At 69.7% G+C, this 18851-nt stretch carries 19 protein-coding genes; 5 read left to right on the top strand and 14 right to left on the bottom strand.

Going from position 1 to position 18851, the window contains the following annotated elements:
- Position 1: 1 nt before the first annotated feature.
- Both ABEA24_RS23225 and ABEA24_RS23220 read right to left on the bottom strand, forming a co-directional pair.
- Entirely contained in the window at positions 2–274 is a 273-nt protein-coding gene (locus tag ABEA24_RS23225; protein ID WP_345433094.1) for an Lrp/AsnC ligand binding domain-containing protein, read from the bottom strand.
- Between the two features lie 46 nt (positions 275–320).
- Positions 321–644, bottom strand: a complete 324-nt coding sequence (locus ABEA24_RS23220) for an SAV_915 family protein (protein ID WP_345433093.1) — start codon at positions 642–644, stop codon at positions 321–323.
- A 168-nt stretch (positions 645–812) separates the two neighbouring features.
- Between ABEA24_RS23220 and ABEA24_RS23215 the strand changes: the two genes are divergently transcribed.
- A complete protein-coding gene (locus tag ABEA24_RS23215) occupies positions 813–1559 on the top strand; it encodes a DUF4118 domain-containing protein (protein WP_345433092.1) in 747 nt (248 codons plus the stop codon).
- A gap of 21 nt (positions 1560–1580) precedes the next feature.
- Here the strand turns inward: ABEA24_RS23215 and ABEA24_RS23210 are convergent, their stop codons facing one another.
- From ABEA24_RS23210 to ABEA24_RS23165, 10 genes are all read right to left on the bottom strand, one after another.
- Complete coding sequence (locus tag ABEA24_RS23210) at positions 1581–2576, bottom strand: sodium:calcium antiporter (RefSeq protein ID WP_345433091.1); 996 nt, start codon at positions 2574–2576, stop codon at positions 1581–1583.
- Between the two features lie 47 nt (positions 2577–2623).
- A complete protein-coding gene (locus ABEA24_RS23205) occupies positions 2624–4456 on the bottom strand; it encodes an APC family permease (RefSeq protein WP_345433090.1) in 1833 nt (610 codons plus the stop codon).
- Positions 4457–4467: 11 nt separating this feature from the next.
- Entirely contained in the window at positions 4468–5133 is a 666-nt protein-coding gene (locus tag ABEA24_RS23200; protein ID WP_345433089.1) for a response regulator, read from the bottom strand.
- Positions 5130–7736, bottom strand: a complete 2607-nt coding sequence (locus ABEA24_RS23195; RefSeq protein WP_345433088.1) for a sensor histidine kinase — start codon at positions 7734–7736, stop codon at positions 5130–5132. The genes ABEA24_RS23200 and ABEA24_RS23195 overlap by 4 nt, the downstream gene beginning before the upstream one ends.
- A gap of 73 nt (positions 7737–7809) precedes the next feature.
- Positions 7810–8733 (bottom strand): potassium-transporting ATPase subunit C, encoded by a 924-nt coding sequence (locus tag ABEA24_RS23190; RefSeq protein WP_345433086.1) that lies wholly within the window; start codon positions 8731–8733, stop codon positions 7810–7812.
- Between the two features lies 1 nt (position 8734).
- Positions 8735–10918 (bottom strand): potassium-transporting ATPase subunit KdpB, encoded by a 2184-nt coding sequence (gene kdpB / locus ABEA24_RS23185; protein WP_345433085.1) that lies wholly within the window; start codon positions 10916–10918, stop codon positions 8735–8737.
- Complete coding sequence (gene kdpA / locus ABEA24_RS23180; RefSeq protein ID WP_345433084.1) at positions 10918–12579, bottom strand: potassium-transporting ATPase subunit KdpA; 1662 nt, start codon at positions 12577–12579, stop codon at positions 10918–10920. Before kdpA ends, kdpB begins: the two co-directional genes overlap by 1 nt.
- Positions 12579–12668 (bottom strand): potassium-transporting ATPase subunit F, encoded by a 90-nt coding sequence (locus tag ABEA24_RS23175; RefSeq protein WP_345433083.1) that lies wholly within the window; start codon positions 12666–12668, stop codon positions 12579–12581. The genes kdpA and ABEA24_RS23175 overlap by 1 nt, the downstream gene beginning before the upstream one ends.
- 150 nt (positions 12669–12818) lie before the next feature.
- Positions 12819–13229: a hypothetical protein gene (locus ABEA24_RS23170; RefSeq protein WP_345433082.1), complete on the bottom strand. Its 411-nt coding sequence runs from the start codon at positions 13227–13229 to the stop codon at positions 12819–12821.
- A gap of 152 nt (positions 13230–13381) precedes the next feature.
- On the bottom strand, positions 13382–14029 hold the full coding sequence (locus ABEA24_RS23165; protein WP_345433080.1) for a hypothetical protein: 648 nt from the start codon (positions 14027–14029) through the stop codon (positions 13382–13384).
- A gap of 552 nt (positions 14030–14581) precedes the next feature.
- Here ABEA24_RS23165 and ABEA24_RS23160 point away from each other — a divergent pair.
- From ABEA24_RS23160 to ABEA24_RS23145, 4 genes are read left to right on the top strand one after another with little or no spacing between them, the layout of a single operon-like run.
- Positions 14582–14986: a hypothetical protein gene (locus ABEA24_RS23160; RefSeq protein WP_345433079.1), complete on the top strand. Its 405-nt coding sequence runs from the start codon at positions 14582–14584 to the stop codon at positions 14984–14986.
- Positions 14983–15381, top strand: a complete 399-nt coding sequence (locus ABEA24_RS23155; RefSeq protein WP_345433078.1) for a hypothetical protein — start codon at positions 14983–14985, stop codon at positions 15379–15381. Before ABEA24_RS23160 ends, ABEA24_RS23155 begins: the two co-directional genes overlap by 4 nt.
- A gap of 4 nt (positions 15382–15385) precedes the next feature.
- Complete coding sequence (locus ABEA24_RS23150; protein ID WP_345433077.1) at positions 15386–15628, top strand: hypothetical protein; 243 nt, start codon at positions 15386–15388, stop codon at positions 15626–15628.
- Between the two features lie 28 nt (positions 15629–15656).
- A complete protein-coding gene (locus ABEA24_RS23145; RefSeq protein ID WP_345433076.1) occupies positions 15657–16097 on the top strand; it encodes a YbaB/EbfC family nucleoid-associated protein in 441 nt (146 codons plus the stop codon).
- Between the two features lie 489 nt (positions 16098–16586).
- Here ABEA24_RS23145 and ABEA24_RS23140 read toward each other — a convergent pair whose 3' ends face one another.
- Together ABEA24_RS23140 and ABEA24_RS23135 are read right to left on the bottom strand one after the other, a co-directional pair.
- The gene (locus ABEA24_RS23140; RefSeq protein ID WP_345433074.1) at positions 16587–16967 is read right to left on the bottom strand and encodes a hypothetical protein; all 381 of its coding nucleotides are present in this window, start codon (positions 16965–16967) and stop codon (positions 16587–16589) included.
- A 144-nt stretch (positions 16968–17111) separates the two neighbouring features.
- A complete protein-coding gene (locus ABEA24_RS23135) occupies positions 17112–18830 on the bottom strand; it encodes an IlvD/Edd family dehydratase (RefSeq protein ID WP_345433073.1) in 1719 nt (572 codons plus the stop codon).
- Between the last annotated feature and the right edge of the window lie 21 nt (positions 18831–18851).

The raw sequence follows: 18851 nt of genomic DNA, 5'->3' as shown, positions 1-18851 counted from the left end.
CCTAGAAGATTTCTCGCAGCAGCAGGCAGGTGTTGGTCTGCTCGACGCCTTGGTGGCGCAGGGCGCGCAGTTCCGCGGTGAGCTCGTCGAGGCTCGCGGTGGTGAGGCGGATCTCGTAGTCGCAGTCGCCGCTGAGCGACCAGACCCCCCGTACGGCCGGTCGGTCGCGCAGCCAGGTCTCGAACGGTTCCGGCGGCACCTGATCCGCCATCCGGATCCGGACCAACGCCTCTATCACGGTCGTCCGGTCGCTCTTCGTGGAAACGGTGGCCATCAGCCCACTCCTTCCGCCAGTGGTCCCAGGGCGGGCGGCCGGCCGGTCATCGTTCCGCCGCCTGCGCCGTCGCCGGTCTGGGGACGTTCCGCACCGGCGTCGGCCGGTTGACGTCGGCGGCGACCAGCACCGGGTCGATCTGGATCCGGTCGACCCCGAGTGGGAGCAGGAGACCGCGTAGAGCATGCTCGCTCAGCCGGACCCATTCCTGCGTCGGCCCCGAAGCGGCCCGCAGGGCGGCCAGGCCGGTGAAGGCCACCCCGACACGTGGGCCGGCGGGAAGCCGCGCGGTCAACAGCGTCAGCGTGCCCGCGGAGGAACGACGGACCGGAACGAACAGCGGATCAGGGGGCTCATCGATCTCTTCCATGACCTTGTGCTTCCTTTCACAAGCGGCCGACGAACTCACGGTAAGCCCAGAAAGAGGGGATATGAGGTCCCGCTACGGGATCCGCACATGGCGAACGTCATCCCTAACATCGCCTTAATGTCCGAATCCCCGGGCATGCCTCTACACAGGAAGAGGGGGGTGTGACCGATGCCTCGCTACCTGACAAGCCCGGGCTGGGCCGTGGCCGCCGGACTGGTCGCCCCGTTGGTCCTCTCGGCGGTGCTCCTGCCCGCCAGGTCGGGGCTGGCCAATACCGACGTGGCCCTCATCCTGGTGGTGGTCGTCGTCGCGGTGGCCGTGAGCGGAAGCCGCCTGGCGGGGGCGGTGGCGGCGCTGTCGGCCGCCGTGTGGTTCGACTTCTTCTTCACCCGGCCGTACGAGCGGTTCACCATCGACAAGACCCGCGACGTCGAGACGGCGGTGTTGCTGCTCGTGGTGGGGCTGGCGGTGTCGCAGCTGGCCGCCCGGGCCCGCCGCCTGCAGGTGATCGCCGTGACCGACGCCGACTACCTGTCCCGGATCCACGACACCGCCGAGCTGACGCAGTCGGCCAGGTCGGCCGGTGCCGTGGTCGATCTCGTGAAGAAGCAGCTCACCGACCTGCTGACCCTGCGCGACTGCCGGTTCGAGTACGGCTCCCTCCTCGGACACCCGCCGCGCCTGGAGCAGGACGGCACGGTGACCGTCGGCCGCAGGCACTGGGACGTCGAACGGCGGGGCCTGCCGGACGAGGAGATCGAGCTGCGGACCTTCGGCAATGGCCACTTCTACGGCCGGTTCATGCTCCGGCCCGCGCCCGGGGCCGCGCCGTCGTTGCAGGCCCGCCTCGTCGCGGTCACGCTCGCCGACCAGGCCGGGCGCGCACTGGACACCGCTGAGACGACCAGGGAATGAAGGCGCGACGGCGGGCGTGGGTCAGGTCAGCACGATGATCGAGGCGATCGCCCCGGCGTACAGCCCGGTCCAGCAGCCGATGTAGGGGCCGGAGAACCGGCCGGAACGACGTATGGCGATCACGGCGAGGATCGCACCGCCGAGTGCGGCGAGCGCGGCGACCCGGGCGGGGGCGGTCAGGTGCCAGTCGGTGAACGCCATCCCCACCGCGACGGGCAGCATCGACTGAAAGACCATGGCGCCGGTGATGTTGCCCAGGGCGAGGGTGTCCTTGCCCTGCCGGATCCACAGCACACTGTTGATCTTCTCCGGAAGTTCCGTCGCCAGCGGCGCGACCAGGAGCGTCAGGACCAGGGGGTTGACGCCCAGGGCGTGTGCGAGTCGCTCGATCACGGTGACGAACAGCTCCGCGCCGCCGACCAGCAGGGCGACGCCGGCGATCGTCTGCGCGACGATCTGGTACGTCCGCGGCGCGGCGTCCTTGCCGCGGCTGAAGTACAAGGGGCCGGGCAGCTCCTCCTCGCCGCCCTGCCGCCTGGCTCTGACGATCGTGGTGGCCAGGTACGCCCCGTACGCGGCGACCAGCAGCACCGCGCCGATGAGGTGCACCGGGCGGGACCGGACGTTGCCGATCACGATGGCGATCGACAGCGTGCCGAGGAAGACGAGCAGGTCCCGGCTCATCGCGTGCCGGTCCAGCCGCAGGGCGGTTCCCTTCCGACGCACCCGGTAGAACAGCGCGGCCGCGCCGCACACCGCCATGGCCAGGGTGCCGAGCAGGAACGGCGCGCCGACGATCGCGCCGATCGCGATCGGGCCGCCCTGCTCGCCTCGGATGATCGCGACGATGGGGACGAGGGACTCGGGCATGGCCGTCGCCACGGCCGCCAGCACACTGCCGACCGCTCCATGACCGAGGTCGAGCCGGATTCCCGCCCATTCCACCGCGTTGGTGAACACGAGCGCACCGGCCACCAGCAGGGCGAAGCCGGCCACGAGCAGCACACTGTCGAGCACGATAGAGACCCTTTCACGTCGTACCTCAAGGCGCGTTCGATCGCCCGTCAGGGCACGGCGTGTCGAGGCTCGTCGATCGGGGTGAGGCGGAACCGCAACCGGCAGACGACCGCGTCGGTGTCGCGGCGCAGCGCGTGCGCGAGCACGGCCCCACGCTGATTCTGCAGGACCCGCTGCCAGGCGTGCGCCGGTTCCACCTCGGGGATCAGAACGAACACGTGCCGCTCGTCGACGCCGCGGACATAATCCACGATCGGTTCGACCAGGCGACGGCGGGTGTCGTTGACCAGAGTCAGGTTGACGTCCGGGGCCCAGCGTTCCCACGCCTCGATGAAGTGCCTGGTCTCTTCCGGCTCGTCAGGGTGGGTGACGCGCAGGGCGACCACCCGGTCGCCGATGGACAGGGCGGCCGACATCGCCTCCTCCGTGAGCCGGTTGACCGCTCCGATGGGAACGATGACGAGGGCGCGTCGTGGGCGCGGACGCGTGGGGACCCGGTTCATCTCGAGCCGCTCCCCGATGCGGTCGTAGGCGCGGTGGATGGCCGCCATGAGCGCGACCATGAGCGGCATCGTGGCGACGATCAGCCAGCCGCCCTCGGCGAACTTGGTGGCGGTCACGATGATCGCGGCCAGCGCGGTGAGGAAGGCGCCGAGGCCGTTCAGCGCGGCACGCGGGCGCCACCCGCGGGGCCGTACGGTCCACCAGTGCCGGACCATTCCCGCCTGGGACAGCGTGAAGCCGACGAAGACGCCGATGGCGAACAGCGGCACGAGCGTGTTCATGTCGCCGCCGGTGCCGATGAGCAGCAGCGCCGCCGTCGCGGTCAGGAAGTAGATGCCGTAGCGGTGGACCTGCCGTTCGGCGCGCAGGGCGAACAGGTGCGGCAGGTTGTTGTCCTTGGCCAGGAGCTGCGCCAGGACGGGCATGCCGCCGAAGGAGGTGTTGGCGGCCAGCGCCAGGAGCAGGACGGTGGAGAACTGGACGACGTAGTACCCGATCCCGTGCCCGAGGGAACCGGCGGTGACCTGGGACAGGATCGTCACACCGTGGACCGGGCGGATGTGGAACCGCACGATGAGTGCGGCGATGCCGATCAGCATCAGGCCGAGGATGGCGCCGAGCGCGACCTCGGCGCGCTGGGCCCGCTTGACCCGGGGGCTTCGGAAGGTGGGCACCGCGTTGGCGATGGCCTCGACGCCGGTCAGTGCCGCGCATCCGTTCGCGAAGGCCCGCAGCAGCAACAGCACCCCGACGGTTCGCAGCGTGTTCGCCTGCGTGACGGCGTGCTCGGCCGACACGGGATGGTGCCGGAACATCCCGACCACGATCACCACGACGATGGAGAGCACGAAGACCGCGGTGGGCGCGACGAACAGGCGGGCACTGTGCGCGATGCCCCGCAGGTTGACCGCGGTGACGAGGACCAGGACCGCCAGGCACAGCCAGATCGTGTACGGCAGCAGGCCGGGCACCGCGGAGGTCAGAGCCGCGACGCCCGCGGCGATCGACACCGCCACGTTCAGCACGTAGTCGACGACCAGGGAGGCGGCGGCCACCAGTGATGCCCGGCGACCGAGATAGGTCTTGGAGACCCCGTACGCTCCACCGCCCTCCGGGAAGGCGGCGATCACCTGCCGGTAGGACAGGGTGAGCACGCCCAGCAGCCCGGCGATGGCCAGGGTGACCGGGACGGTGTAGCCCAGTCCGGCCCCGCCCGCGACGGCCAGGACGATGACGATGGCCTCCGGGCCGTACGCGACCGACGCCATGGCGTCCAGCGACAGCGCGGCGAGCCCGCCGACGACCGACAACCGGTGCCGGTCGTCCTCGGCCGGAGACCTGGGCCGGCGGGTGCGTTTGCGCTCGAGCAGGGACATGGGAGAACCCTTCAGGGCTGGAAGCGGTAGCCCATTCCGGGCTCGGTGAGCAGGTGCCGCGGATGCGCCGGATCGGACTCCAGCTTGCGGCGCAGCTGGGCCATGTACTGGCGCAGGTAGTTCGTCTTGCGCTCGTACGAGGGTCCCCATACCTCGGTCAGCAGCCAGCGCTGGCTGATCAGCTTGCCCGGGTTGCGCAGCAGGATCTCCACGAGCCGCCACTGTGTGGGCGTGAGATGGACCTCGGGCGTGATGGTCTTGGCGGCGAGATCGACGAGGTGGTCACCGATCTGGACGGTCGGTGCCCGGCCCGAAGAACCCGTACGCCGGCTGACGGCGCGGATGCGGGCGAGCAACTCGTCCATGCCGAAGGGTTTGGTGACGTAGTCGTCGGCTCCGGCGTCCAATGCCGTGATCTTGTCTTCGGCGCCGCTGCGCCCGGACACTACGATGATCGGCATCTTGCTCCAGCCGCGCAGCCCGTGAATGACGTCGACGCCGTCCAGGTCGGGCAGTCCCAGGTCCAGCACCACGACGTCGGGATGCCAGTCGGTGGCCCTTCGCAGCGCTTCGCTGCCGTCGGCGGCGGTCGCCACCTCGTACTGACGGGCACGGAGGTTGAGGGAGAGCGCGCGGGCGAGCTGGGGTTCGTCGTCGACGATGAGGACGCGTGTCACCGGTTCCGCCTTTCCCGCAGTGCGTCGACGTGCGAGGTCAGTGCCGGATCTGCCATGTCGGGAGGGGCGACGGGAAGTGTGACGATCATGGTGAGGCCTCCGCCGGGCGTCTCTTCAGGAGTCAAGGTGCCGTCCATCGCTTCGACGAGCCCGCGGGAGAGGGCCAGGCCGAGCCCGACGCCGGTTCCGTTGTCCCGGTCGCCGAGCCGCTGGAAGGGCTGGAAGACACGATCGCGGTCGGCCGGCGGGATCCCGGGTCCTCGGTCGATGACCCGGAGTTCGAGGTGGCCGGCGTGGGCGCTGGCCGTGATCAGCACCGGCTCGCCGGGTGGGCTGTGGCGCACCGCGTTGGAGATGAGGTTGACCAGGACCCGCTCCAGCAGGATCGGGTCGGCGAGCACCTCGGTCAGATCATCGGGGATCTGCAGCCTCACGTCAGGCACGTCGAGCTCGTCGACGGCGTACGGGACGATCTCCTGGACGGCGACGGGCTGGGCGGACACGCCGAGGACTCCGGCCTGCAGGCGGCTCATGTCGAGGAGGTTGGCGACGAGGCGGTCGAGCCGTACGAGGGACTCGTCGGCGGTGACGAGCAGTTCGTCGCGTTCCTCGTCGGACCAGGAGACGTCGTCGGCGCGCAGGCTCTCGACCGCGGCCTTGGCGGAGGCCAGCGGGGACCGCAGGTCGTGGCTGACCGCCGTGAGCAGCGCGGTCCGGAGCCGGTCGGCCTCGGCCAGCGGGCGGGCCTGCTCGGCCTCCTCGCTGAGGCGCTGCTGGCGCAGCGCGACGGCGGCCTGGGCGGCGAACGCCTCGAGCACGCGCCGGTCGGTGGCCGACGGCGTACGGCCGCGCAGGACGAGCGCCAGGTCGTCGTCGACCGGGATGTCGGCGTCCCCGTCGTCGGGCGTGCAGGTGGGTTCGCCGCCGACGGTGGCGATGATCCGCCAGCAGTCCGGGTCACGCTGGCGGTTCGGGGTCAGCGGTGTCTCCGGGCGGCGTTCCAGCAGGGTCACCGACGTGAGGGCGAAGGTGACCCGGAGGCGCTCCAGCAGGTCGTTCAGCGCACCGTGGTGCCGTCCGTCCGCGTCCCAGCCGCGGAGCACGCTGCCGGCCAGGTCGGACAGCAGTTCGGCGTCCGCGCTCGCGCGGGCCGCCTCGCGGGTGCGCCGGGCGGCGATCTCCACGACGACGCTGACCGCGATGCCCACGACGACGTACGCGATGAGCGCGAGGACGTTCTCGTGCTCGTTGATCGTGAACTTGTACAGCGGCGGGGTGAAGTAGTAGTTGAGCAGCAGCGAGCCGAGGACGGCGGCGAACAGCGCGGGGTAGATGCCACCGGCGAGGGCGACGCCGACCACGGCGACGATGAAGAGCAGGATGTCGCTCGGCAGGGACAGCTGACCGCGCAGGCCGGCCAGCAGCAGGGTGAGCAGGGGCAGTCCGGCTGCGGCGAGGATGAACCCGGCGGCCTGACGGCGTCGCGTGATCCCGCCGGCGCGGCGGGTGCGCAGCCGGGGCTTGTTGACCTCCTCGTGGGTCACGAGGTGGACGTCGATCGGCCCGGACAGCGCGGTGGTGGTGACGCCGACGCCCCGGGAGAACAGCTGGGCGAACCGGCCGCGCCGCGAGGCACCGAGGACGAGCTGGGTGGCGTTCACGCCGCGGGCGAAGTCGAGCAGGGCGTTCGGGATGTCGTCGCCGACGACCTGGTGGTAGGTGCCGCCCAGGCTCTCGACGAGCGCCCGCTGGCGGGCCAGGTTCGCGGGGCTGGAGCCGGAGAGCCCGTCACCCGTCGTGACGTGGACGCCGAACAGGTCCGCGCCCTTGGCCCGGTCGGCGATGCGGGCCGCCCGCCGGACGAGGGTGTCGCCCTCGGGGCCGCCGGTGAGCGCGACGACGACGCGCTCCCGCGCCTCCCAGGTGGTGTGGATGTCATGGTCGGCTCGGTAGCGGTCGAGCTGGTCGTCGACCTTGTCGGCCAGCCAGAGCAGGGCCAGCTCGCGCAGCGCGGTGAGGTTGCCGACGCGGAAGTAGTTGGCCAGGGCGGCGTCGATCTTCTCCGCCTGGTAGACGTTGCCGTGCGCCATCCGGCGGCGCAGTGCCTCGGGCGCCATGTCGACGAGCTCGACCTGGTCGGCGCGCCGGACGACCTCGTCGGGCACGGTCTCCCGCTGCGGGATGCCGGTGATCTGCTCGACCACGTCGTTGACCGAGTCGAGGTGCTGGATGTTGACGGTCGTGATCACGTCGATGCCGGCCTCGAGGATCTCCTCGATGTCCTGCCAGCGCTTCTCGTTGCGAGATCCCGGGATGTTCGTGTGCGCGAGCTCGTCGATCATCGCCACCTGGGGAGCACGGGCGATGACGGCGTCGGCGTCGAGCTCGGTGAACGTCGTTCCCCGGTACTCCATGGTCTTGCGGGGAACGGTCTCCAGACCCTCCAGCAGCTCGATGGTGCGGGGCCGGCCGTGGCACTCCACGTAGCCGACGACCACGTCGGTGCCCCGGTCGCGGCGCCGGTGCCCTTCGGACAGCATGGCGTAGGTCTTACCGACACCCGGCGCGGCGCCGAGATAGACGCGCAAGCGCCCCCGGGTCATGTCGCCTCACCTCCTCGTCTGGGGGGAGCGGCGTGCCGCGCGCTCCCACGCGCGGCACGCCGGCCGTCCACGGTCATCCGCGGAACGGGTACTTCTTGTCGAGTTCGACGTTGAGCTGAAGGACGTTGACGCGGCCTTCGCCGATGAAGCCGAGCGTCCGGCCGTCCTCGTTGTCCTTGATCGCGGACAGGACCTGCGCCACGGCGATCTTGCGGGCCTGCGCGACCCGAGGGGCCTGCAGCCGGGCGTACGCCGGGGAGATGTGCGGGTCGAGCCCGCTGCCGCTGGCGGTGACCGCGTCCGCGGGCACCCTCGGCTCCGCCGGTGCGCTGCCCCGGATCGGCGTGATCTCGCCCGCCGAGTAGTCCTCTCCGGCCTTGGCGCACTCGACGGCGACACCCTTGTAGGTGGCGAGGAACGGCTTGGTCACCACGCCGCACTGTTCGTTGACGCTGACGACGCGGGTCGGCCGGGTCACGTGGCCCGAGCGGTCGCGGGGGCCGATGACCGACAGGACCGCGCCGACGCCGCCGGGGGTGCAGAACGGGCGGGCGCCGCTGACGCCCTCGAGCTCGCCGACCGCCTTGCTGCGGGAGCACACCTGGGTGAGCAGGCTGTCCCGGGCGGTCTTGGCGGTGATCTCGTCCGCCTTCTTGGCCGGGTTCTTCGGGAGGGTGTCGACGATGTCCTCCGGGCCGAGGTTGCTCGCGGCCGTGGAGGTCGGGTCGTAGCCCGTGCCGGCGTTGGACGGGCGGCTCTGGACGTACTGCTTGAGCGGGTTGCCGTCCTTGTCGGTGAAGGCCTGGCCGATGAGGCGGCTGCCGACGACCTTGCCGTCCGCGCCCTTGATCATCGATCCTTCGGCCTGGTCGTGCAGGCCGGGGATCTGAGCGACGGCCCAGACCGCGAGCGGATAGATCACCCCGGTGATCACCGTCAGGACGAGCAGGGCGCGGACCGCGGCGAGATGCTGGCGGATCCAGATGGGCAGGCGCATGTCAGGACATCCCCGGAAGGAACATGATGAGTAGATCGATGAGCTTGATCCCGATGAACGGCGCGATGATGCCGCCGAGCCCGTAGACGTACAGGTTGCGGGAAAGCAGCTTCGACGCGCTGCTCGGCCGGTACTTCACGCCGCGCAGGGCGAGCGGGATCAGCGCGATGATGATGATCGCGTTGAAGATGACGGCCGACAGGATCGCCGACTGCGGGCTGTGCAGCCGCATGATGTTGAGCTTGTCGAGCCCGGGGTACACCGCCGCGAACATCGCAGGGATGATCGCGAAGTACTTGGCGATGTCGTTGGCGATCGAGAAGGTCGTCAGCGCGCCCCGGGTGATCAGCAACTGCTTGCCGATCTCGACGATCTCGATGAGCTTCGTCGGGTTCGAATCGAGGTCGACCATGTTGCCGGCCTCCTTGGCGGCCGACGTGCCGGTGTTCATGGCCACGCCGACGTCGGCCTGGGCGAGGGCGGGCGCGTCGTTGGTGCCGTCGCCGGTCATCGCGACGAGCTTGCCGCCCTCCTGCTCCTTCTTGATCAGCGCCATCTTGTCCTCGGGCTTGGCCTCGGCGAGGAAGTCGTCCACGCCGGCCTCGTCCGCGATGGCCTTGGCCGTCAGCGGGTTGTCGCCCGTGATCATGACCGTACGGATGCCCATGCGGCGCATCTCGTCGAAGCGCTCGCGCATGCCCTCCTTGACCACGTCCTTCAGGTGGATGACGCCGAGCACGTGAGCCGTCGTCGCGCCGTTGTCACGGACGACCTCGCCGACCACGAGGGGCGTGCCACCGCTGGCCGAGATCCCGTCCACGATGTGGCCGACCTCGTCCGTGGGGTGACCGCCGTTGTCGCGGACCCACTTCATCACGGCCGTCGCCGCGCCCTTGCGCAGCATGCGGTCCCGGCTGGGCGTGCCGTCGCCGTCCAGGTCGACCCCGGACATCCGGGTCTGGGCGGTGAACTCGATCCAGGTCGCGTGCGACAGCTCGCCCGGCGTGCGCTCCCGCAGGCCGTACTCCGTCTTGGCGAACACGACGATCGAGCGGCCCTCCGGCGTCTCGTCGGCGAGGCTGGACAGCTGGGCGGCGTCGGCGAGCGTCTGCTCGCTCACGCCGTCCACCGGGGTGAACTCCGCGGCCTGCCGGTTGCCGAGCGTGATGGTGCCGGTCTTGTCCAGCAGCAGCGTGTTGACGTCGCCGGCCGCCTCGACGGCGCGGCCGCTCATGGCGAGGACGTTGCGCTGGACGAGCCGGTCCATGCCGGCGATGCCGATCGCGCTGAGCAGCGCGCCGATCGTCGTCGGGATGAGGCAGACCAGGAGCGAGACCATGACGATGCCGGTGACGCCGTGCCCGTTCAGGGCGAGGGAGTCCGCCACGCCGGGCTGGTTCGCCTTGGAGAAGATCGCCAGCGGCTGCAGGGTCGCGACCGCCATCACGAAGATGATCGTCAGCGAGGCGAGCAGGATGTTGAGGGCGATCTCATTCGGGGTCTTCTGCCGGTTGGCGCCCTCGACCAGCGCGATCATCTTGTCGATGAAGCTCTCGCCCGGCTTCTGAGTGATCTTGACGATGATCTGGTCGGACAGCACCTTGGTGCCGCCGGTGACCGCGGACCGGTCGCCGCCGGACTCGCGGATGACCGGCGCGGACTCGCCGGTGATGGCCGACTCGTCGACGCTGGCGATGCCCTCGACGACGTCCCCGTCACCGGGGATGATCTGACCGGCCTCGACGATCACGTGGTCGCCCTGCTGGAGCTGCGGTGCGGGCACCGACTCCTCCCGGATCGGGCTCCCGGGCGTCCAGCCGACCAGGCGGCGGGCCATCGTGTCGGTCTTGGCCTTGCGCAGCGTGTCGGCCTGGGCCTTGCCCCGGCCCTCCGCCACGGCCTCGGCGAGGTTGGCGAAGATCACGGTCAGCCAGAGCCAGGCCACGATCAACCAGGCGAACCAGCTGGGCTTGGCGAACGCCAGGATCGTCGACCATACGGCGCCGATCTCGACGATGAACATGACCGGATTGCGCCACATCGTGCGCGGATCCAGCTTCTTGGCGGCGTCCGGCAGCGATGTGAGCAGCTGCTTGGGATCCAGGAGACCGCCCTGGACACGCCCGCCCGAGGGCTTCGGCGGCTCCGGAGCCCTGGTCGGAGCTTCAGTGACCTGTGCAGACATCAGTGGATTCCTTCGGCCAACGGCCCGAGCGCGAGCGCCGGGAGGAACGTCAGGGCGACGAGGACCACCGTCACGCCGGCGACCATGCCGACGAACTGCGGACGGTGGGTGGGCAGGGTGCCCTCCGACGCGGGGGTGTGCCCCTGGCGGGCGAGAGACCCGGCCAGCCCCAGCACGAAGATCATCGGCAGGAAGCGCCCGAAGACCATCGCGAGGCCCAGCGCGGTGTCGTACCAGGTGGTGTTCACGGTGATGCCGGCGAACGCCGACCCGTTGTTGTTCGACGCCGAGGTGAAGGCGTACAAGACCTCCGACAGCCCGTGCGGGCCGCTGTTGGCCATGCCCGCCCGCTCACCGGGCAGTGCCATCGCGAACGCGGTGCCCACGAGCACGCAGATCGGAGTGATCAGGAAGTAGGTCGCCGCGAACTTGATCTCGCGGCTGCTGATCTTCTTGCCGAGGTACTCGGGGGTACGGCCGACCATGAGCCCGGCGACGAACACCGTGACCACGGCGAGGATCAGCATGCCGTACAGGCCCGAGCCCGTGCCGCCGGGCGCGACCTCGCCGAGCATCATGTTGAACATCGTCATCATGCCGCCGAGGCTGGTGTACGAGTCGTGGAAGGAGTTCACCGCGCCGGTCGAGGTCAGCGTGGTGGCGTCCGCGAACGTCGCGGAGTTCGCCACTCCGAACCGCGTCTCCATGCCTTCCATCGACGACCCGATCGCCGTCGGGACCGTGCCATGGTGGGCGAGTTGGAAGGCCGACAGCAGCGTCACGCTGATGATGGCCAGGGTGGCCATGACGGAGACGATGGCGTAGCCCTGCTTGTTGCTGCCGACCATCCGGCCGAACGTCCGGGGCAGGCTGAAGCTGATCACCAGCAGGAGGAAGATCTCCAGCCAGTTCGTCCACACCGTCGGGTTCTCGAACGGGTGGGCGGAGTTCGCGTTGTAGAACCCGCCGCCGTTGGTGCCGAACTCCTTGATGGCCTCCTGGCTCGCCACCGGTCCCCCGGTGATCGACTGCTTGGCGCCGGCCAGGGTCTGGATCGTGTGCGGGTCGTGGAAGTTCTGCACCGCCCCGCCGATCACCAGGATGATCGCGGCGAGGAAGGCGAAGGGCAGCAGGATCCGCAGGGTGCCGCGGACGAGGTCCACCCAGAAGTTGCCGAGGTGCTCGGTCTTCTTGCGGGCGAAGCCGCGGACGAGGGCGATCGCGACGGCGATGCCGACGGCCGCCGACACGAAGTTCTGCACGGCCAGACCGGCCATCTGCACCAGATGGCCCATGGTCGACTCACCCGAGTACGACTGCCAGTTGGTATTGGTGGTGAAGCTGATCGCGGTGTTCCACGCCTGGTGCGTCATCACCGGCTTGAAGCCCAGGCTCAGCATCAGGTGGTTCTGCAGCCGCTGGAATCCGTACAGGAACAGCACGGACACCGCCGAGAACGCCAGCACGCTGCGGGCGTAGGAACCCCACGTCTGCTCGGCGTCCGGATGGGCTCCGATCAGCCGGTAGACGAGGCGTTCGACCCGCGAATGCTTCGAACCGGTGTAGACCCGGTACATGTAGTCGCCCAACGGCCGGTAGGCCAGGGCGAGAGCGAGCACGAGAGATCCCGTGAACAGGACTCCCGCGACCGTCGTACTCATCAGAAGCGCTCCGGGAACAGTAGGGCGGCCGCGAGGAAGATGATCAGCAGCACGGCCAGGATCAGGCCGACCACGTTCTCCAGACTCAAAGCCGCTCGACCGCCTTCACGACCAGGCCGAGCAGGGCGAAGATCGCCACTGTCAGCAGGATGTACACCAGGTCAGCCATTTCTTTCGGTTTCCTCTATTCGATTCACGGGGGGATGACCCGTCTCGCCGAGCGCCGCTGGGGATCGCGTTCAGACCGTCGGTTCCCTGCGGTCCGCCGGCTCGAGGCCGGACTCGGTGGCGTGGAAATCGACCCAGACCGGGTCGGCTCGCCGGTAGCGGCCCACGGCGTCGATCACCGCGTGGACGAGGGCCGCCATGATCCCGGCGAGGACGAGCACCGCCGCCCGGGCGATGTCGTCACCGCCGGCGATCCCGATGTGGCCGAACCGGTGCACATCGAAGCCGGTGACGCACATCCACGCGATTGCGCCGATCGCGGCGCCGACGATGATCCGGCTCCGCCATGCCCAGGCCGCGACGGCCACGGCGACCGCGGCGAACGCGGCCGGCCAGGGCAGTCCGGCCAGCACGACGGCCAGAGCGAAGACGCAGGCGCTGCCGCCGGCCAGTGACCAGGCGGAGAGATCCGAGCGCGTCATCGCATCCTCCTTGAGCACGCCGACGGCATGCCTCGCCGACCCCTCTCTCGGGGCTTACGGCAGGAGTAAACGCCGCTTTTGAGGGGTTTCGGCCTCCATTGACAGAGCCTTAGCGCGCCCCCTCGGCGCCTTAACGCATCCCTAACGGCCCATCAGTCGATCGGCTCGAGCCGGGGAACCGCGGCGTTGTTGAGCCACGGCTGGATGTCGATCAATCGGAGGGCGAGCGGCAGGGCGACCAGCAGCGGCCGGAGCGGCCCGTCGGCGGACGGTTCGATGTGCAGCCGCAGACCCTCGAACCTGGCGAGCAGCACCGCCCGATGGTTGGGGAGATCGAGCAGCGCGACGCGTCGTCCGCTGCCGTCGACGATGGTGTTCATGGCGGACCGCCGCGGCTCCCGGGTGCGGCCGATGAGCCGGCCGTCCGCGTCGTACAGGCACAACGGCCGGCCATGGCCCTGCGACGGGGTCCATGCCCGCCGACCGATCTCGCTGATGCCACCGAGCGGCGTGCCGTCCGGCGCGGTCACCCGGACTCCGGTCCGAAGCCGTCTGGTGAAGCGCTCCAGCATCAGCACCGGCTCCGCGCCCTCGTCCCGGAGGATCATGCTGTGCCGGACCTCGACGGTGCCGCCGATCACCTCGCCGGCAGTGTGATGGCCACCCGTGAGGTCGACGGTCAGTTCGGTCGTGGTGAGGAGGCGGACCGGCCGGGCGGCCCTGCTGTGCCAAAGGCCGGGCCAGAGCGTCTCGACGCGGTCCCGGACGCGTGCGATCTCGCGGTCTCCGATCTGTGACACGGCGAGAAGGCGATCGGGTGGAGCGGAGCGCCCCCGGCGGCCGGTTCGCGCCAGAGTGCGAGCACGGGGTCGTGCACGGGCCCGGTGAGACCGACGGCCCGGATCGCCGACGCCGGTGTCAGCACGCCTTGCACCGAGACTCCGTCCGGGGTGATGTCCACGCGGACGCGAGCCTTCATTCTGGCCAGATACAGCGGGAGTGCCGAGGACAGCGCGCCGAGACCCGCGATGCCGACGACGACGACCCAGACGGCGTCGCGTCCCCGTGGCGCCTCTGCCTGGTGCCAGGCGGCGATCGCCAGGCAGAGTACGGCCGCTCCGGCGACCGCCAGGAACAGCGGGAGCCGATGAGCGCCGTGCGCCGTCCGTAGCGTTATCGAATGGCCCGGTGCGCTACTGCGGGGTTTCACGACGTCGTGACATTACCTCAGAGTGACCGCTCGACGGCGTTAAAAATGTGTACGAAGATCGTATTTTTCCCGTTTAGGACGCAAGGCCGGCGTCTGGCGATCTTGTACGATCTCCGAGCGTTTCAGGCTAGGAGTGGGGGACATGGGCCAGAGCATCGATGAGCTGTTGAATCGTTCGATTCCTGCACCTTCTCGATCGTCGGGACCGCCCGCAGCGGCACCCACCGCACGTGGTGGCTCCGGAAATCACACGATCGAGTATCGGCATGAAGATGTCGCAGGGTTGGGCGACAGAATCGAGCGCCAGGTCGGGGACTTTCTCAAACAGGCACGGTACAAACTGAACGGCGACCCGCGGACCATCTCCACCGGATCCTTCACGACATTCGCCTATCCCCTCGCCATGACGTACACCGAGGCAGTGGCGTTCGAGGACCAGGATCTGCGGACGAAGATACAGGCACTCATGCATATCAACGACCTACTGCACGAGACCGCGGCCAATCAGAGCGAGGCGGAGCGCAAGAGCACGGTGCGCGAGACGTGAGCTTCTTGGGAGCGGCGAAGGTCGCCTACTACGAAGCCATGGGTGCAGCGATCGTCATTCCGACGGCATGGCCGGTCGTGGCCATCATCTATCTCGCCGAATCCGACCCGCAGGCGCTGTGGTCGGCGGCTCAGGGCTGTTTCGACACGGCGGACGAAATCGACAAGGCCCACCGCGAGGCGCAGCAGTTGATCGATGGCCTCAGCGCCGAGAGTTGGACCGGCGACGATCGCGACGCGTTCCAGTCCCGCATGACCGATTACATGGACCAGCTGAACTTCCACGAGGACCGTCCCCGACCTCGTACAGGCGACCGTGCACGCCTCCGGCCTCATGATCAAAGGCACCCTCCAGTACGGCGAGCGGAAACTGCTGGCAGGGGGGCTCGGCGGTAAGAGTGTGGACCTGTTCTTCCGCGACAGTCTCCTCGGCCGGACGCTGACGAAAGGCATCGGCTGGCAGCTTCCCGTTCCTGGGACGGCGCGGCTGGGCGGCCGGATCTTCGGCTCCATCGCCGGCGTCGGCTCCACCCGAAAAGGCGACACGATTTTCAGCGGCAACGTACCCACCGGCTGGAGCGACCCGGCGAGCAGCGACGGTTACGGCGATTCCTACGTCGATGAGACCCAGCCGCACCGGTGAGGACGCCGGAAACCGGTAAAGGAGTTCGATGATGGCATCCCAGAGTGCGCGCCCCGAACTGGATGAGGTGCTTCGCCACGCACGCGCTCAAGCCGACCAGGCGCGCAAGTTGAAGGAGGCGGTGACCGGCCTGAGGGGCACCGCCGAGTCTCCGGACGGCCGGGTGAAAGTGGAATGCACCGCCGATGACCCGCTGGCGACCCTGTTGATCGATCCGCGCGCGATGCGGCTCGGATCCCAGGAGCTGGCCGAGGTGATCGCGACAGTTGCGCTGCACGCCCGGCAGGATTTGGAGCGACGCACGAATGAGGTGACCACCGAGATCTACGGCGGCGCTGATCCGCTCGAGCTGTTCAAGGCACGGGAGGCGATGACGGAGGCACTGACCGAGATCCGGGAGAACATGGCCAAGGCGTCCGAGGACGCCATCGGCCTTGTGCGCCACTTCACCGAGAAGATGCAACGGTAGGCCCCGGACGTCTCGGCACCGGCCTGAGGGCAGGTGCGACGATCTCGTGCGGCACGTTCGGACGGCGGTGGCCGTGTACGGAAGGCGTTAAGACTCGGCCTGCTGGCGGAGAGGGACCGTCAACGGACTTGCCTTCCGGCCTGACCGGTATTGGACTCGAAGGTGTCCCACCTGACGCCTTCCGACGAGGACGAGGAATGAGTCGGCAACACCCCCCGCGAGTCTCGGCGTTCCGCGGTGACTCACATCCCCTGAAGCATCCGCGGCCGGATGGACGCGAACGGTCGAGGCGCGGCCGGGTCGGCATCCAGGTGCTGACGCACAGCCCGGCTGTCTTCATCGTCACCATCGGCGCCCTATGGGCCAGCGTGAGCGCACCTCACGACCCCATGGTGATGTGGCCGACCGCCGCGTGGCTGTGGCTGACCGCTCTCTTCCTGATCCGCCGCTCCCTCCCCGCCCGGAAACGCGTCACACGCGTCCGATGAGCTACTCCAGGGAGCCGATCGGCGAGATCGGTGTCCCTTCGCTGGGACACACCCACATCGCCGACCGGGCGCGCGTCGACGCCCGCAACGGATGGGTCGCAGGATGCCCCGGACACCGCGGCCAGTTCGTCGCCGCCTGCCCCCAAAGCTCTTCGATGACCCACTCCTGCACCTGATCGGCCACCTGCACCACGCGATCGGCCTCGGCCGCGGCACGATCGACACGTATCCCGACGGCGCTGCCATCACGGCTCCACAAGAACGCCGACGCACTCAGATCGTCATCTGCCCAGCCATCATCACGAACATCCGGCTCTGGCGCCCCCGTCGCGCGGATGTCGCGCAACACCGGCTCCAGCGCCTGCCTGAGAACCTCGTCCACAACTCCCCCGCATTGCGGTGCGACCGGACCACAGATCACTGCGGCGCCAGGCGACCCTAGCGGCCCGGATCCCGCTGACATCAAGCCCCGCGCCCGGCAGGGCACGCGGTCGATGGCCTACGGGGACGGAACGACCGAGATCGGTCAGTGCGACTCGCGGGCGACCTGGTCACCCGAGGAGCCGACGAGGAAGTCGAGGTCGGCGCCGGTGTCCGCGCCCATCACGGTGTCGACGTACAGCCGCTCCCAGCCCCGGTGCGGCCGGGCCACACCGTCCAGCAGGGCCTTCGAGGGTTCCCGCCGGTCGAGCTCCTCCTGCGGGATGTCGACGTCGATCCGGCGGTTCTCGACGTCCAGGACGATCGGGTCGCCGGTCCGGACCCGGTCCAGTGGGCCGCCCGCCGCCGCCTCGGGCGCGACGTGCAGGACCACCGTGCCGTACGCCGTGCCGCTCATGCGGCCGTCGCAGACGCGGACCATGTCGCGGACGCCCTGCTTGAGCAGCTTCTCGGGCAGCGGCATGTTCGAGACCTCCGGCATGCCCGGGTAGCCCTTCGGGCCGCAGCCGCGCAGCACGAGAACGGAGTCGGCGTCGACGTCCAGGTCCGGGTCGTCGAGGCGGGCGTGCAGGTCCTCGATCGAGTCGAACACCACGGCACGCCCGCGGTGGCGCATCAGGTGCGGGGAGGCCGCCGCGGGCTTGATGATGGCCCCGTCGGGCGCGAGGTTGCCGCGCAGGACGGCGATCCCGGCGGCGGCCTGCAACGGCGCCTCCCGGGTGCGGATCACCTCCGGGTCCCAGATGCCGGGGTGGCCGCCGAGGTGGTCGACGAGCGGGCGGCCGGTGACGGTGAGCGCGGCCGGGTCGAGGAGGTCCTGGACCTGGCGGAGGACCGCGTGCAGCCCGCCCGCGCGGTGGAAGTCCTCCATCAGGAACCGGCCGGCGGGCTGAAGGTCGACGAGCAGCGGCACCTCCGCGCCGATCCGGTCGAAGTCGTCGAGGGTGAGCGGGACGCCGAGCCGGCCGGCGATCGCCAGGAGGTGGACGACCGCGTTGGTGGATCCGCCGAGGGCGGCGAGCGCGACGATCGCGTTGTGGAACGATCCAGCCGAGAACAGATCGCTGGGCCTGCGCCCCTCGCGGACCATCTCCACGGCCAGCCCGCCCGTCTCGTGCGCCCGGGCGAGCAGGCGGCTGTCCGGGGCGGGCAGGCCCGCCGTGCCGGGCAGCGTGGTGCCGAGCGCCTCGGCGAGCAGGCCCATCGTGGACGCGGTGCCCATCGTGTTGCAGTGCCCCCGGCTGCGGATCATGCACGACTCGGACTCCAGGAAGTCGCGTTCGGACAGCTCCCCGGCGCGCACCTCCTCGCTGAGCCGCCAGACGTCGGTGCCACAGCCGAGCGGCACCCCGCGGAACGTCCCGGACAGCATCGGCCCGCCCGGGACGACCACGGCGGGCAGGTCGACCGACGCCGCCGCCATCAGCAGGGCCGGGATCGTCTTGTCGCACCCGCCGAGCAGGACCACCCCGTCGACGGGGTTGCCGCGCAGCATCTCCTCGGTCGCCATCGCGGCCATGTTCCGCCAGAGCATCGCGGTCGGCCGCAGCTGCGTCTCGCCGAGGGAGACGACGGGCAGGTTCAGCGGGACGCCCCCGGCCTCCCACACCCCCTGCTTGACGCTCTCCGCGACCTCGTCGAGGTGGCTGTTGCAGGGCGTCAGGTCCGACGCGGTGTTGGCGATGGCGATCTGCGGGCGTCCGTCGAAGGCATGACCCGGCAGGCCCCGTCGCATCCAGGCCCGATGGATGTAGGCGTTGCGGTCATTGCCGGAATACCACTGGGCGCTGCGCAGATCGGACAAGATTCCATCCCTTCGAACGCG

It is taken from the genome of Actinoallomurus vinaceus (genome assembly GCF_039542055.1).
Lineage (GTDB): Bacteria > Actinomycetota > Actinomycetes > Streptosporangiales > Streptosporangiaceae > Actinoallomurus > Actinoallomurus vinaceus.
This window is presented reverse-complemented; position numbering and strand designations above follow the sequence as displayed.

Bases quoted from the DNA above. Each gene is read 5' to 3' on its own strand.
- ABEA24_RS23225 (WP_345433094.1), bottom strand. From the start codon at position 274: ATGGCCACCGTTTCCACGAAGAGCGACCGGACGACCGTGATAGAGGCG.
- ABEA24_RS23220 (WP_345433093.1), bottom strand. From the start codon at position 644: ATGGAAGAGATCGATGAGCCCCCTGATCCGCTGTTCGTTCCGGTCCGT.
- ABEA24_RS23215 (WP_345433092.1), top strand. From the start codon at position 813: ATGCCTCGCTACCTGACAAGCCCGGGCTGGGCCGTGGCCGCCGGACTG.
- ABEA24_RS23205 (WP_345433090.1), bottom strand. From the start codon at position 4,456: ATGTCCCTGCTCGAGCGCAAACGCACCCGCCGGCCCAGGTCTCCGGCC.
- ABEA24_RS23195 (WP_345433088.1), bottom strand. From the start codon at position 7,736: ATGACCCGGGGGCGCTTGCGCGTCTATCTCGGCGCCGCGCCGGGTGTC.
- ABEA24_RS23190 (WP_345433086.1), bottom strand. From the start codon at position 8,733: ATGCGCCTGCCCATCTGGATCCGCCAGCATCTCGCCGCGGTCCGCGCC.
- kdpB (WP_345433085.1), bottom strand. From the start codon at position 10,918: ATGTCTGCACAGGTCACTGAAGCTCCGACCAGGGCTCCGGAGCCGCCG.
- kdpA (WP_345433084.1), bottom strand. From the start codon at position 12,579: ATGAGTACGACGGTCGCGGGAGTCCTGTTCACGGGATCTCTCGTGCTC.
- ABEA24_RS23170 (WP_345433082.1), bottom strand. From the start codon at position 13,229: ATGACGCGCTCGGATCTCTCCGCCTGGTCACTGGCCGGCGGCAGCGCC.
- ABEA24_RS23160 (WP_345433079.1), top strand. From the start codon at position 14,582: ATGGGCCAGAGCATCGATGAGCTGTTGAATCGTTCGATTCCTGCACCT.
- ABEA24_RS23145 (WP_345433076.1), top strand. From the start codon at position 15,657: ATGATGGCATCCCAGAGTGCGCGCCCCGAACTGGATGAGGTGCTTCGC.